This window comes from Candidatus Eisenbacteria bacterium, from assembly GCA_013140805.1.
Lineage (GTDB): Bacteria > Eisenbacteria > RBG-16-71-46 > RBG-16-71-46 > RBG-16-71-46 > JABFRW01.
The window spans coordinates 1-11,746 of record JABFRW010000151.1 but is presented as its reverse complement, the minus strand read 5'-3'; the positions used below and the strand labels follow the sequence as shown (position 1 = coordinate 11,746).

At 66.9% G+C, this 11,746-nt stretch carries 13 protein-coding genes; 9 read left to right on the top strand and 4 right to left on the bottom strand.

Features of this window, described 5'->3' with window-relative positions:
• Positions 1 to 14: 14 nt before the first annotated feature.
• The 3 genes from HOP12_11955 (at position 15) to HOP12_11945 (ending at position 1,826) form a co-directional block, all read left to right on the top strand.
• Positions 15 to 344, top strand: a complete 330-nt coding sequence (locus HOP12_11955; protein ID NOT34868.1) for a hypothetical protein — start codon at positions 15 to 17, stop codon at positions 342 to 344.
• Between the two features lie 193 nt (positions 345 to 537).
• Positions 538 to 1,275 carry a hypothetical protein gene (locus tag HOP12_11950; GenBank protein ID NOT34867.1) on the top strand — a complete coding sequence of 246 codons (738 nt, stop codon included), beginning with the start codon at positions 538 to 540 and terminating at the stop codon, positions 1,273 to 1,275.
• A gap of 89 nt (positions 1,276 to 1,364) precedes the next feature.
• Positions 1,365 to 1,826 (top strand): GatB/YqeY domain-containing protein, encoded by a 462-nt coding sequence (locus tag HOP12_11945; GenBank protein NOT34866.1) that lies wholly within the window; start codon positions 1,365 to 1,367, stop codon positions 1,824 to 1,826.
• On the opposite strand, the gene mtgA is transcribed toward HOP12_11945, so the two are convergent.
• A complete protein-coding gene (gene mtgA / locus HOP12_11940; GenBank protein ID NOT34865.1) occupies positions 1,804 to 2,664 on the bottom strand; it encodes a monofunctional biosynthetic peptidoglycan transglycosylase in 861 nt (286 codons plus the stop codon). The two genes, HOP12_11945 and mtgA, sit on opposite strands and share 23 nt — an antisense overlap.
• A 102-nt stretch (positions 2,665 to 2,766) precedes the next feature.
• Here mtgA and HOP12_11935 point away from each other — a divergent pair, with 102 nt between their 5' ends.
• Both HOP12_11935 and HOP12_11930 read left to right on the top strand, forming a co-directional pair.
• Positions 2,767 to 3,567, top strand: coding sequence for an enoyl-CoA hydratase (locus HOP12_11935; GenBank protein ID NOT34864.1), 801 nt, complete (start codon positions 2,767 to 2,769; stop codon positions 3,565 to 3,567).
• Positions 3,568 to 3,632: 65 nt separating this feature from the next.
• On the top strand, positions 3,633 to 4,082 hold the full coding sequence (locus tag HOP12_11930) for an MgtC/SapB family protein (GenBank protein NOT34863.1): 450 nt from the start codon (positions 3,633 to 3,635) through the stop codon (positions 4,080 to 4,082).
• Here HOP12_11930 and HOP12_11925 read toward each other — a convergent pair.
• Genes HOP12_11925 through HOP12_11915 form a run of 3 tightly spaced genes read right to left on the bottom strand, consistent with a single transcriptional unit; the run spans position 4,079 to position 7,591 of the window.
• Positions 4,079 to 5,155: a 3-isopropylmalate dehydrogenase gene (locus tag HOP12_11925; protein NOT34862.1), complete on the bottom strand. Its 1,077-nt coding sequence runs from the start codon at positions 5,153 to 5,155 to the stop codon at positions 4,079 to 4,081. The genes HOP12_11930 and HOP12_11925 overlap by 4 nt on opposite strands.
• A gap of 40 nt (positions 5,156 to 5,195) precedes the next feature.
• Positions 5,196 to 6,350 (bottom strand): tetratricopeptide repeat protein, encoded by a 1,155-nt coding sequence (locus HOP12_11920; protein ID NOT34861.1) that lies wholly within the window; start codon positions 6,348 to 6,350, stop codon positions 5,196 to 5,198.
• Complete coding sequence (locus HOP12_11915) at positions 6,347 to 7,591, bottom strand: 2-isopropylmalate synthase (GenBank protein ID NOT34860.1); 1,245 nt, start codon at positions 7,589 to 7,591, stop codon at positions 6,347 to 6,349. The genes HOP12_11920 and HOP12_11915 overlap by 4 nt, the downstream gene beginning before the upstream one ends.
• 337 nt (positions 7,592 to 7,928) lie before the next feature.
• On the opposite strand from HOP12_11915, the gene HOP12_11910 reads away from it, so the two are divergent.
• The 4 genes from HOP12_11910 to HOP12_11895 all read left to right on the top strand — a co-directional run bounded on the left by HOP12_11910 (position 7,929) and on the right by HOP12_11895 (position 11,642).
• On the top strand, positions 7,929 to 9,854 hold the full coding sequence (locus HOP12_11910) for a hypothetical protein (protein ID NOT34859.1): 1,926 nt from the start codon (positions 7,929 to 7,931) through the stop codon (positions 9,852 to 9,854).
• Between the two features lie 52 nt (positions 9,855 to 9,906).
• Positions 9,907 to 10,722 carry a phosphoesterase gene (locus HOP12_11905; GenBank protein ID NOT34858.1) on the top strand — a complete coding sequence of 272 codons (816 nt, stop codon included), beginning with the start codon at positions 9,907 to 9,909 and terminating at the stop codon, positions 10,720 to 10,722.
• Between the two features lie 59 nt (positions 10,723 to 10,781).
• Positions 10,782 to 11,105: a hypothetical protein gene (locus HOP12_11900; protein ID NOT34857.1), complete on the top strand. Its 324-nt coding sequence runs from the start codon at positions 10,782 to 10,784 to the stop codon at positions 11,103 to 11,105.
• 123 nt (positions 11,106 to 11,228) lie between these two features.
• Positions 11,229 to 11,642, top strand: coding sequence for a hypothetical protein (locus HOP12_11895; GenBank protein ID NOT34856.1), 414 nt, complete (start codon positions 11,229 to 11,231; stop codon positions 11,640 to 11,642).
• The last annotated feature ends 104 nt before the right edge of the window (positions 11,643 to 11,746 follow it).

The window sequence follows — 11,746 nt, the reverse complement described above, 5'->3', positions numbered from 1 at the left end:
AGGCGAGCCCGATCGTGTGGCCCGACTCGACCGCGTGGGTGGCGAGTGCCGGGGCGGACTTCTACTTCGGCTCTCACTCCTTCGCGAGCCTCGATGTGATCCGGGATCCGAGAGCCGACGGTCTGTGGGTCGTCCCGATGCGCGTCCGGCTCGCCTCGGAGCGCAATGACTGGCTGCAGCTCACGATTTCGCCCGCCAGCCGCCGCTCGTTCGGGGCCTCTCTGGACGGCGCCTGGGGCATGCTGCGCCTCGGACTCGAGCGCAACAGTCGCTACGACTTCACCAGCCGCGACAACCTGATCTTCACGCTCGGACTCGAGCGGGAGCTGTCTCGCAGCGAGTGATCCGAGCCCCCGCGCGTCGCGAAAATCACATGAAACCGGTTTCAGGACCGTGCAATCTGCGGATTTCCTTTGACTGCTTCACGATAGCCTGACAGAGTGAACGGTGGTTCCGGGAGAACTGCCGATCACGAACGAGCGTGGACGGCGATTTCGACCTTGCGGGCGGCCCTGCTTGCCCGTTGGAGGGATTCCCATGCGCTATCGCTTCTCGCTGGCCGCCACCCTCACGATGATCGCGGCCCTCGCCGCCACGACCGCATTTGCGGCGAAGCCTGCTCCGGAGATCACTGAACTCCAGGGCCAGACGCTGGAAAGCGTTCAGGTCGGCCCGCCGCGTACCGGTCAGGCTACCTGCCAGCTCGGTGTCACGGGTGCGGCTGCGTTCAACATCAACTATCTGCTCCCGCCGAACGACGAGTACTTCACGCTCATCGATCCGGCGAGCTGCGGCTGCGCGAATGGCGCGGTTCAGCTGAACAACATCAACATCGCTCTGCAGTTCCCGGTTGCATGTACCCAGCCGGTGCAGATCAGCGTCGTCGGAGCGAGCGGTGATGCCGCTTGCTACTTCCCGAACCCGGCGTCGGTGATTTGCCAGCCGGTCAACTACAACCTGGCGCCTGGCGCGGCCGGCAGCTTCCTGTTCACGATGGCGCTGGCGCCTGGCTGCTGTGTCAGCGGTCCGGTGTTCATCCGCGTGAGCTTCGTGTCGGGCGGCGTGGGCTGCAACACCAGCGCGACGATTCCGCGTCTGATCACGACCGCCGCGTGCGTGCCGTGCACCAGCTACAACATCTACCCGGGCGGCAACGACGAGCTGTGCGACGTCGGCTTCCCTGGCAACCCGATCATGTTCTCGGATGCCGATTGCTGTGGCGCGACCCCGACCAAGCTCGGTTCGTGGGGCGGGCTGAAGATCAACTACCGGTAGTTCACCGGCAGGTCGTACCGATTCACTCGCAACGGCCACCTCGCTCGTCGAGGTGGCCGTTGTGACGTGTGGAACCTGGAGGGAACCTCGTGTCCGACCCCACGATTCTCGAGCGCCTGCAAGCCGACATGACCGCAGCCATGAAGGCCAAGGATGCCGACACGCTCGGCACTCTGCGCATGCTCAAGTCGGCGCTCATGGAAGCGAAGACCCGCAAGCCCAAAGACGCCACGCTCAGCGCCGACGAAGAGATCGAGGTGCTGCAGCGCTACGCCAAGAAGCGCCGCGAAGCGATCGAGGAGCTGAAAAAGCTCGGCCGCGACGACCTCGCCGCACGCGAGGAGGTCGAGATCGTGGTGACGACGCGCTACCTGCCGCTGGCGATCAGCGAGGACGAGCTGCGTGCGATCGTGAAGGCCGCCGTCGTTTCGACCGGAGCCCTGAGCCCGCGCGAAATGGGCAAGGTCGTGAGCGCGGTGATGCCGCAGGTCAGGGGCCGCACCGAGGGCGGCACCGTGGCGCGACTGGTCAAGGAAGCTCTGGGGGGCTGAGGCCCGCCGAGTCGAGCGCGGGTTCCGCCGCCGGCATCGGCTCGGGCGGCGAGAGCTCCATCGAATCCGCGGGCGCGGCGTCTGGCCGCTCGGCAGGCGGAAGCCCGAGCGCCTGATTCGTCTGTTCGGCCGTCAGCGCTCCGCGCCGCTCGAGTCGTCGCGCGATCATCCGGATGCGCCGCTCGATGCGCTTCGAAGGTGCGACCGGCGAGAAGCGACGCGGGTTGATGATCACCGCCGCCAGTGCCGTCGCTTCGCGTGGCGTCAGCTCGCTCGCCGAGTGGCCGAACCAGTGGCGCGCCGCGGCATCGGCCCCGTAGACGCCATCGCCCCACTCGATCAGGTTCAGATAGAGCTCGAAGATGCGCCGCTTGCTGAGGGCGCGTTCGAGGCGCCACGCGAGCACCATCTCGGTGAGCTTGCGGGTCAGCGTGCGCTGATCGCTCAGGTACAGATTGCGCGCCAGCTGCTGCGTGATCGTGCTGCCGCCCCGCACCACCTTGCGCGCTTCGAGATTGGCGCGCGCCGAGACGCGCAGCTCGTTCCAGTCGAGCCCGCCGTGGGCGAAGAATGCGTCGTCCTCGGCGATCAGCACTGCGCGACGCAACAGCGGCGAGAGGCGCTCGTAGCCGAGCCACCGCTGGCGGATCGCGTGCGGCCGCCCGGCCCGCTGCGCCTGCGCCTCGCGCGTGCGCATGAGCGAGGTGCGACTCGGCACCCGCGTCGCGAGCGATTCGACCGGATACCGGAACGCATCCAGCAATGCCCAGACCAGCAACGCCACGCACGCGAGTGCTGCCATCACCGACACGACGCGCACCGCGCGGGAAAGGCTCATGGCGCGCGATCGTACACGCTTGTGAGTGGCGCGATCAGGTTCCTATACTGCGCCACTTCGAAACGCAGTCCGCCTCACCCGAACCCGGATCGAGCGACCGCCATGGCGACCACTTCCGCAGCGCCTCCCCAGAACCTGCTCGTCGAAACGCGCGGCGCGGTCACGATCGTGACCGTGAACCGGCCAGAAGTCCTGAACGCGCTCAACCGCGCGACTCTGATCGAGCTGGACGCGGCGGCCCAGACGTTCGTCGAAGATCCGGCGCAGCACGCGCTGATCGTGACCGGGCAGGGGGAGAAGAGCTTCATCGCCGGCGCCGACATCGCGGAGCTGGCAGCGCTTGATTCGCGCGGGGCCGTCGAGGCGTCGCGCTTCGGCCAGCGCGTCTACGACCGCTTCGAGCTGTCGCCCAAGCCCGTGATCGCCGCGATCAACGGCTACGCACTCGGCGGCGGGTGCGAGCTGGCGCTCGCCTGTCACCTGCGCATCGCGTCCGAGAACGCGGTGCTCGGGCTCCCTGAGGTGACGCTCGGCATCATCCCGGGGTACGGCGGCACTCAGCGGCTCCCGCGACTGATCGGGCCGGGACGGGCACTCGAGCTGATGCTGACCGCGCGGCGTGTGAAGGCCGACGAAGCCGAGCGAATCGGGCTCGTCAATCGGGTGGTGCCGCGCGATCAGCTGCTCGACGAGGCCGAAAAGCTCGCCCTGGCGATCCTCAAGAACGGGCCGCTGGCAATCGCCGCAGTGCTCGAATCGGTGCAGCGCGGGCTCCAGACCGGGCTCAACGAGGCGCTGCGCTTCGAGAGCGCCCTGTTCGGCATGATGTTCGCGAGCCACGACACCCCCGAGGGTCTGCAGGCGTTTCTCGAGAAGCGCCCGCCCCGGTTCGAGAGGCGCTAGCTCGCTGCGCGCTTGAGCCGCGCCCCCTGGTTGCCGATAATGCCCCGGCACAAGGAGGTGCTCTCATGATGGAAGAACTGACTCCCATGCTGGTCTCTCTCGGCCTGGGAACGCTGGTCGGCCTCGAACGCGAGGCCGGTCGCAAGCCTGCCGGGCTCCGCACTCACGTACTCGTGTGCGTCGGCTCGACGGTCTACGTGTTGATCTCTGCGCACGCGGCTGCGATTGCCCCTGGCAATACCTACGATCCGACCCGCGTGGTTCATGGCGTGATCACGGGTGTTGGCTTCCTCGGCGCCGGTGCCATCATCCGGCGCGAAGGCATGACGCACGGGCTCACCACCGCCGCGAGCATCTGGACCGCGGCTGCGATCGGAGTGGCGGTGGGCGTGCGCGCGTATGCGCTCGCTTCGATCACGACGGCGATCGCGCTGCTGGTGCTCGAAGTCTATCGCTGGCTCGAGAAGAAGGTGCCGCGCGACGACCCGAACGAGTCGCGAGGTGGCGGCGACTAGTGCCCCGAGCCGACCGCCGCGAGCTCCTCGATCACCAGGTCGCCGATCTGCGTGGTGCTGAAGCCCGAGTCTGTGCCGACCGAGGGCAGGCGCCGCGACACCAGCAACCGTTCGACCGCCTGCTCGAGTCGCACCGCAGCCGCCGCTTCGCCCAGGTAGTCGAGCATCATCGAGACCGCGAGCACGGTGGCGATCGGATTCGCCACGTTGCGGCCCGTGTACTTGGGGGCCGAGCCGTGAATGGGCTCGAACAAGCTCACGCGGCCCGGGTGCAGATTCCCGCTCGCCGCCACACCGAGCCCGCCCTGAATCATCGCGGACAGGTCGGTGAAGATGTCGCCGAACATGTTGCTCGTCACCACCGTGTCGTAGTCGGACGGGTTGCGGATCACGTACATGCAGGCCGCGTCGATGTACTGGTGGTCGCGCGCGATGTCGGGGTACTCGGCGCCGACTTCGGCAAACGTGCGCGTCCACAGGTCCATCGCTCGCACCGCGTTCGCCTTGTCGATCAGCGTGAGCTTCTTGCGCTTGTTGCGCCGCCGCGCCAGTTCGAACGCGTAGCGGATCACCCGCTCCACGCCCTTGCGCGTGAAGATGATCTCCTGCGTGGCGATCTCGTCGGGTGTGCCCTTCTTGAAGAAGCCGCGCATGCCGGCGTAGGCGTCCTCGGTGTTCTCGCGCACCACCGTGAAGTCGACGTGTTCGGGGCGCGTGTCCTTGAGCGGGCACAGGTGCTCGGCGTACAGGCGCACCGGGCGCAAGTTGACGAACAGGTCCAGCTCGAAGCGCAGCTTTGCGATGATGCCGAACTCGAGCAGCCCCACTTCGAGGCGCGGGTCACCGATTGCGCCGAGCAGGATCGCGTCGTGGTGCTTGACCTCTTCGAATGCCGCGTCCGGGAACACTTCCTTGGTCTTCAGGTAGTGCTCGGCGCCGAACGGGTAGGGGGTGCAGCGAAACTGAAAGCCTTCGATCGCGGCCACGCGCTCGAGGACCCGCCGGCCCTCTCGCACCACCTCGGGGCCGATGCCATCGCCGGCGATCACCGCGATGGTGTGGGTCTTCGACATGGCAACTCCTCGAGCTGGCCGCGCGGCGGCGGCGAATCGATCAGGGTTGGAAGGTGAAGTCCTGCGATGCCCACGCGGGCCTGGGTTCGCCGTTTCGAATCGCGGGCGAGAAGTCCCAGTCGCGCATCTTGGCGATCACTTGAGCGACCCGTGCGGGGTCGAGCTGCGACGGAAGATAGTGCGGCACGTCGACCAGCGCCACGTCGCCTTCGGCATCGAGCAGCAGCGAGATGAAGATGCGCACCGGAGCACCCTCGGTCTTGCCGGTCGCCGCGAGCATCGGCAGATCGACGCGGCCCACGATGTTCGGCGACAGGTCGAACTGCTGGAAGGTCTCCATCTTGGGCCCCTCGGGGCTGATCAGCAGCGCTGCGCGCCTCAGTCCCGAGAGCATCGCGGTCGGCATCGCCGGCGGCTTGCTGCCGCGCCGGCGCACGCCGATCAGTGCGAGCCCCGCATCGTGATAGGTCGTGTCGATCGCCAGGGCGGCGGTGAAACGTTCGACCGCGACCTCGCGCCTGCCGTCTCGCCACGCGAGATAGCCCGACAGGAACTTCGCTTCGGGCAGGATCGGGTCGAGCGCCATCGCACGCGTCGCCGACTCGCGCGCTTCGTCCCACTTGCCGAGCTGCGCCGCGCACAAACCGCGCAACCACCAGTCGTGCGCGAACACTTCGCGAATCGAAGTCGAGCGCCGTGCCGCGGCGAGTGCTGCGTTCCAGTCGCCGCGTGCGGCCGCCAGTTCGAGCCGCGTGCGCCACACGTACCAGTGCCAGCCCTCGAAGCGGCCGGTGCCCCAGGCGCCCGAGTGCTTCCACGGATACTCCTGCCAGCGAGACATCGGCAGGCTGTCGTTCGCCGCCTTCATGAGCACCGGGTTGTCGAGCAGCACCTGCGCCGAATCGGGGCGCCCTGCGCGCGCCTCGTACCACGCGAGCCACAGATCGAGATCGGGGTCCGCCGGCACGCCCGAGCGCAACAGCTGCAGCTTGTCGGCGGCGATCCGCCACAGGCCTTGCTCTTCGCTGGCCTGAATGTCGCGCACCAGCTGCTCGGGATCGACGCCCGGTACTCCAGGCCTGGCGGCTGTCGCTGCCGGCTTCCACGGGGTCGCGGCCGGCGCGGCGATCGCGACACCGCTCACGCCCACGCACACGCTCACGAGCAAGGCGAGCCGCAACGCTGCTCGCTTCACGCCCGCACTCCCGACGCCGCGAGCGAGTCGAGCACCGCGCGGATCTCGGCGTCTTCGAGCATGCGATCGACGCTCTTCGCACGCGCGAACACCGCCTTCACGCGTTCAGGAGTCGCCTCGATCGAGTGGCTCTCGAGCCAGTAGATCACGTTGCTCTCGCCGCTCATGGGCCCGACTTCGATCGACTGGCGGCGTCCGATCATGCTGGCCGGCACGCCCGAATAGACGCGATCGGCGAGCCAGTCTTCGCCCTTTCGAAACGCCTTGATCACCGCTGCCGCGTGCACGCCGGTCCCGGTGCGAAACGCGTCGCGCCCGACCGCCGGATAGTTGGGCGGGATCGGCACGCCGGTCGTCGAGCTGGTGAGTTCGCAGTACTCGGGCAGTGCCGAGAGATCGTTGTCGATCCAGCCCAGCAGTCGCAGGTTGATGAGCAGCTGATCCATCGGCGTGTTGCCGACCCGTTCGCCGATCCCGATCGCGCAGCCGTGCACGCGCGTCGCACCTGCGAGAATCGCAGCGATCGTGTTCGCGACCGCCAGGCCGCGGTCACAGTGGCCGTGCCAGTCGAGCCCCACGTCGGTACCGCTCTCGAGCACCACCTGCTTCGCGAATCGCACCAGGTTGGCGGCACCGGTCGGCGTCGCGTGGCCCACCGTGTCACAGAGGCACAGGCGGCTGGCACCGCAGCGGATCGCGGTCAGGAACAACTGGCGCAGCTGCTCGGGGCGAGCACGCACCGTGTCTTCGGTCACGTACATCACCTGCAGCCCTTCCGAGACCGCGTAGCTCACCGCGTCTTCGGTGTGGCGCAGCATGGTGTCGAGCGTCCAGTTCTCGGCGTACTGTCGGATCGGTGACGAACCGATGAAGGTGCAGACCTCGATCGGAACGCCCGTCTGCTGCACGATCTCCACGACCGGCGTGATGTCCTGCTTTAGTGTTCTGGCCGCGCAGTTCGCGCGTACTTTCAACCGCGATGTAGAAATTTCCTGGGCAAGCCGCTTCACGTCGGCCACCACATGAGGGCCCGCGCCGGGCAATCCGATGTCGGCGGTGTCGATCCCGAGCTGGTCCATCAGGTGCAGAAGCCGCAGCTTGTCTTCGATGGCTGGCGTCTTGACCGACGGCGACTGCAGGCCGTCACGCAGCGTTTCGTCGTCGAACTGCACGCGGAAAGCCGGCTTCTGCCAGCGTTCTCCGGCTTCGTTCCAGTCGTGGATCAGCTCGCGTTCTTCCATGGGGCATCGAGGCTATCGCATGTCTCGATCACCCGGAAATGACTCCTCGAGGCCGCGGGATGGATTGACGGTCCCGTGACGAGCCACCGGGGCATGGAACTTGTATGACCCCATGCGCCCGAGCGCTGGCACCGCTCGAGCGTGACCTTCGGCTCGCGAGCGACTCCTCGCGAGCCGGGGGCGAAAGCTGCGCTTGCACGACCTTCGCACCGCGGGTGACACTGCCGCGGTCCGACGCCCGGCCCAGGATGGCCGGGACGCCGCGGGCGCATCCAGGGAACTTCGCGAGGTGATTCGTGCAGCCTGCACGGGCGCCCCGTGATGCGGAAAGGCATCCATGCGCGCACGGACCCTCATCTTTGCTTTGCCGTTCCTCTTTGCTGCCTCCGAGGCCGCGGCCCAGAACGGCTCGACGGCCGGCACGCTGGAGCTGTACCCCACCTTCCACGCCGTCGGCGCGCGCCTGAACTACTCGGGCGACGCCAACGCCAATGCCACCGCCCATCTCGAGTGGCGCCGCACCGGCGACGCGAGCTGGACGCGCGGCATCGACATGACGCGCATCAGTGGCGCCCGCTGGGCCGGCAGCGTGTTCTGGCTGACGCCCGACTCGCCCTACGACGTGCGCGCCGTGATCGACGATCCCGATGGCGCGGCGACTGGCACCGGCGCCACGCGCACGCGCAAGGACGCATCGCCCACGCCGAGCGGCAGCACCTGGTGGGTGGCGACCAACGGCAACGATTCGAACAACGGCTCGAGCGGCTCGCCCTACGCCACCATTCAAGCCGCCGCCAATCGCGCGCAGCCCGGCGACGGAGTGCGCGTGCGCGCCGGCATCTATTACCAGCTCGTGGACTCACCGCGCAGCGGAACCGCGGCCGCGAACATCTACCTGACCGCCGACGGCGCGGGCGTGGTGCTCGACGGTTCCGATCCCGCTTACTTGAACCGCAGCGACTGGCAGTCCGATGGCGGCGGCGTCTTCAGCGTGCCCTACTCAGGCGCCACCCGAATCGTGGCCGCCGACAGCACGCAGCGGCTCTACCGCCACGCGAGCCTCTCGGGGCTGCAGACCAACGCCGGCGGCGTGAATCAGGGCTGGGTGATCTCGGGCGGGCGCCTGTACGTGAAGCTCGAGGACGGCTCGTCGCCGAATGGCCACACCATGCACGTCGGTCGCCACAACGTGGGTGTTTACATCGACGACTCCTACTGGCAGGTGCGCGGGTTCGAGATCCGCTGCTTCGGCACCACTTCGAACGGCGCTGCCATTCAACTGCTCGGCGCTTCGAATCGAACCATCGCGAACAACTACGTGCACACGATCGGCGGGCGCATGGTGTTCCTGCGCGCGGGGGCCCGCGACGACGTGCTCGAGCGGAACTACCTGCGCGACATGCGCATCTACACCTGGCCGTGGGACGCCACCAAGGGCCACGAAGAGGAGATCCAGGGGATCTCGCACCGTGGCGGTCGTGGTGTGGTGATGCGCTACAACACGTTCAGGGGTCTGTTCGACGGTGTGGACATCGCCGGAGGCGAGACCGACGAGAACGTGGGCGCCGACAGCGACGTCTACAGCAACGTGATCACGCAGACCCGAGACGACGCGATCGAGCCCGAGACCATCAGCGGCATCAACACGAGGATCTGGGGCAACACGGTCAACGACGTCTACAGCGGCATCTCGATCGCGCCGAGCCTGCAGGGCCCGCAGTACGTGATGTACAACACCTTCACGAACTTCTCGGTGCGCGGCTACAAGTGCTCGATCTCGTCGGTTGGCCACGTGTACGTGATGCACAACACGTTCGCCAGCTCGCTCACCAACACCGCGTCGGTGTGGCCGTCGGGCCCGTATTCGAACGTGCACTTCATGAACAACATCCTGGTGGGTAACGGCTCCGCGTGCGTGACCGACGACACCGGAGAGAGCCAGACCGGAAACACCTTCAACGGCGACCTGATCCACTCGAACTACGCCGCGCTGTTCCGCTGGAAGGGCAACAACTACTCGACCATTGCGGCACTGCGTTCGGCGACCGGATTCGAGATCAACGGTCGCTCGGGCGATCCGATGTTCACCTCGCTGGCGAGCGGCGACGTGCGGCTGCGCGCCGGAAGCCCCGGGATCGACGGTGGCATTCGGATCTTCGGCGTGAACGACTCGTACGGCGGTGCAGCGCCCGACATGGGCGCCCTCGAGACGTCGGGCGGCCCGGACATCACGCCGCCGGCGGCGGTCACGGACTTGCGCTGACCCAGTGGCCCTCGGCCGCCAGAGCCGTCGCAGCTTCCTGCGCACGTCGCTCATGGCCGCCGGTGGACTCGCCGCGCTCGGCACCTGGGCGGTGGGCATCGAGCCCCACTGGGTGGAGTTCGTAGAACGCGAGATGCGCTTCGTGGGCTTGCCCGAGGCGCTCCGCGGCAAGCGGCTCATGCAGCTGAGTGACCTGCACGTGGGGCCACGCGTGGATTCGCGCTACCTGATCGAGACGCTTGATCGCGCGGCAGCCCTGAACCCCGACATTGTGGTGGTGACCGGCGACTTTATCACGTATCGCTACCGACTCGGCGATGCGCAGTTCGCGAACGTGGCCGAGGTGATGCGCCATATCCCCAAGGGGCGCATTGCGACGCTCGGGATCCTGGGCAACCACGACTACGGGCGGAACTGGAACGAGCCGTCGATCGCGCATCGCGTGCAGGGGCTGGCAGAGGACGCGGGCATTCGCGTGCTGCGAAACGAGCGGATCGAAGTGGAAGGGCTCGAGGTAGCAGGGTTCGATGACGTGTGGGGGCCGCGCTTCGATGTGGCCGCCGCACTCGCTGGGCGGGATACCACGCGACCGCTGCTCACGCTCTGCCACAACCCCGATGGTTGCGACGTGATCGAGTGGGGCGACACGCACGGCTGGGTGCTGAGCGGCCACACGCACGGAGGCCAGGTGCGCCCGCCATTCCTACCGCCGCTGATTCTGCCGGTGAGGAATCGCCGCTACGCCGCGGGGGAGGTGGACTTGGGCCACGGGCGACGCGTGTACATCAACCGCGGACTCGGGCACCTCTACCGCGTGAGGTTCAACGTGCGGCCTGAGGTGACGGTGTTTGGGATGGGGGAGGCTTAGGGCGGAATCCTCAACGCCTCCAGACGCCGGCAGTACGTTCAGGGCTGGGAGGAGGCACCATGTCACCACCGGAAGCCCCGAAACCCACGCCCGTCGCCTTCCGCCGCGTCACGCCCGTCCTGCGCGTCAACGATCTCGCAGCCAGCCTCGATTACTATGTCGGTGTACTCAGCTTCCACCTGGATTGGAGGGATGACGACGGCAATTCCTTTGCCTCAGTTACCCGCAACAATTGTCATCTCTTCCTCGCCGTGGGTGATCAGGGACATCCCGGAAGCTGGGTGTGGGTTGGCGTGAGCGATGTCGACGCGCTGCACGAGGAGCTGCTCGCCAAGGGAGCACGCGTGCGCCATCCTCCCGCGAACTGGACACGAGTCGAATAGCGTTGCCACAGGTCCGGCGGAGGCGTGGAAGCGGACGGAGTGAAGCTCACGAAGTCGAATCAGAGAGTCGCCGCCTGAGGTCGATAACACACTCGTTGACTCAAGCCCTCGGAGGAGTGCTCGATGCTCAAGTCGCTTGTCGTATTCGGCTTTGCTCTGGCGTGTTCCAGTTGCGGCGGCGCTTCAGACAGTCACTCCCTGAATCTGGATGAAGTAGCGGGTACACCGGCGTTCGCAATGTCGGACAAGCTCATGGGCACTGTCGTCAGATCTTCGGATCGCGCAGAGATCGGAGACAAGCTAGCGTTCGTCGGATTGCTCTCGAATGACCCGAGCGTGTTGTTCGAGAGCGGCATGACGTCGCCACTCCAAAAGGTGAACGAAGATGCGAGGTCCATGACGCTGCTTCTGGTCGCTTCAGGTTCGGGATCGGTCGATGCGTTCGTGCTCGACAAACAATCTGGAAAGTTCTCGCGAGCATCCACGGGAATGGTCGGGGGCGTTTATGCCTCAGCATCCGTCGGTACCTGCAAGTAGCAACTGGGTAACTCGATGGACGCGCGATCCAGTCGGGCTCAATCTGATTGGTCGCGGCGGTTGACGCCCAGGCCCGCCCCGCTCCGCTACCCCCGCTCCAGCAC

Bases quoted from the DNA above. Each gene is read 5' to 3' on its own strand.
- HOP12_11925 (NOT34862.1), bottom strand. From the start codon at position 5,155: ATGTCGAAGACCCACACCATCGCGGTGATCGCCGGCGATGGCATCGGC.
- HOP12_11910 (NOT34859.1), top strand. From the start codon at position 7,929: ATGCGCGCACGGACCCTCATCTTTGCTTTGCCGTTCCTCTTTGCTGCC.
- HOP12_11935 (NOT34864.1), top strand. From the start codon at position 2,767: ATGGCGACCACTTCCGCAGCGCCTCCCCAGAACCTGCTCGTCGAAACG.
- HOP12_11905 (NOT34858.1), top strand. From the start codon at position 9,907: ATGGCCGCCGGTGGACTCGCCGCGCTCGGCACCTGGGCGGTGGGCATC.
- HOP12_11915 (NOT34860.1), bottom strand. From the start codon at position 7,591: ATGGAAGAACGCGAGCTGATCCACGACTGGAACGAAGCCGGAGAACGC.
- HOP12_11895 (NOT34856.1), top strand. From the start codon at position 11,229: ATGCTCAAGTCGCTTGTCGTATTCGGCTTTGCTCTGGCGTGTTCCAGT.
- HOP12_11930 (NOT34863.1), top strand. From the start codon at position 3,633: ATGATGGAAGAACTGACTCCCATGCTGGTCTCTCTCGGCCTGGGAACG.
- HOP12_11900 (NOT34857.1), top strand. From the start codon at position 10,782: ATGTCACCACCGGAAGCCCCGAAACCCACGCCCGTCGCCTTCCGCCGC.
- mtgA (NOT34865.1), bottom strand. From the start codon at position 2,664: ATGAGCCTTTCCCGCGCGGTGCGCGTCGTGTCGGTGATGGCAGCACTC.
- HOP12_11950 (NOT34867.1), top strand. From the start codon at position 538: ATGCGCTATCGCTTCTCGCTGGCCGCCACCCTCACGATGATCGCGGCC.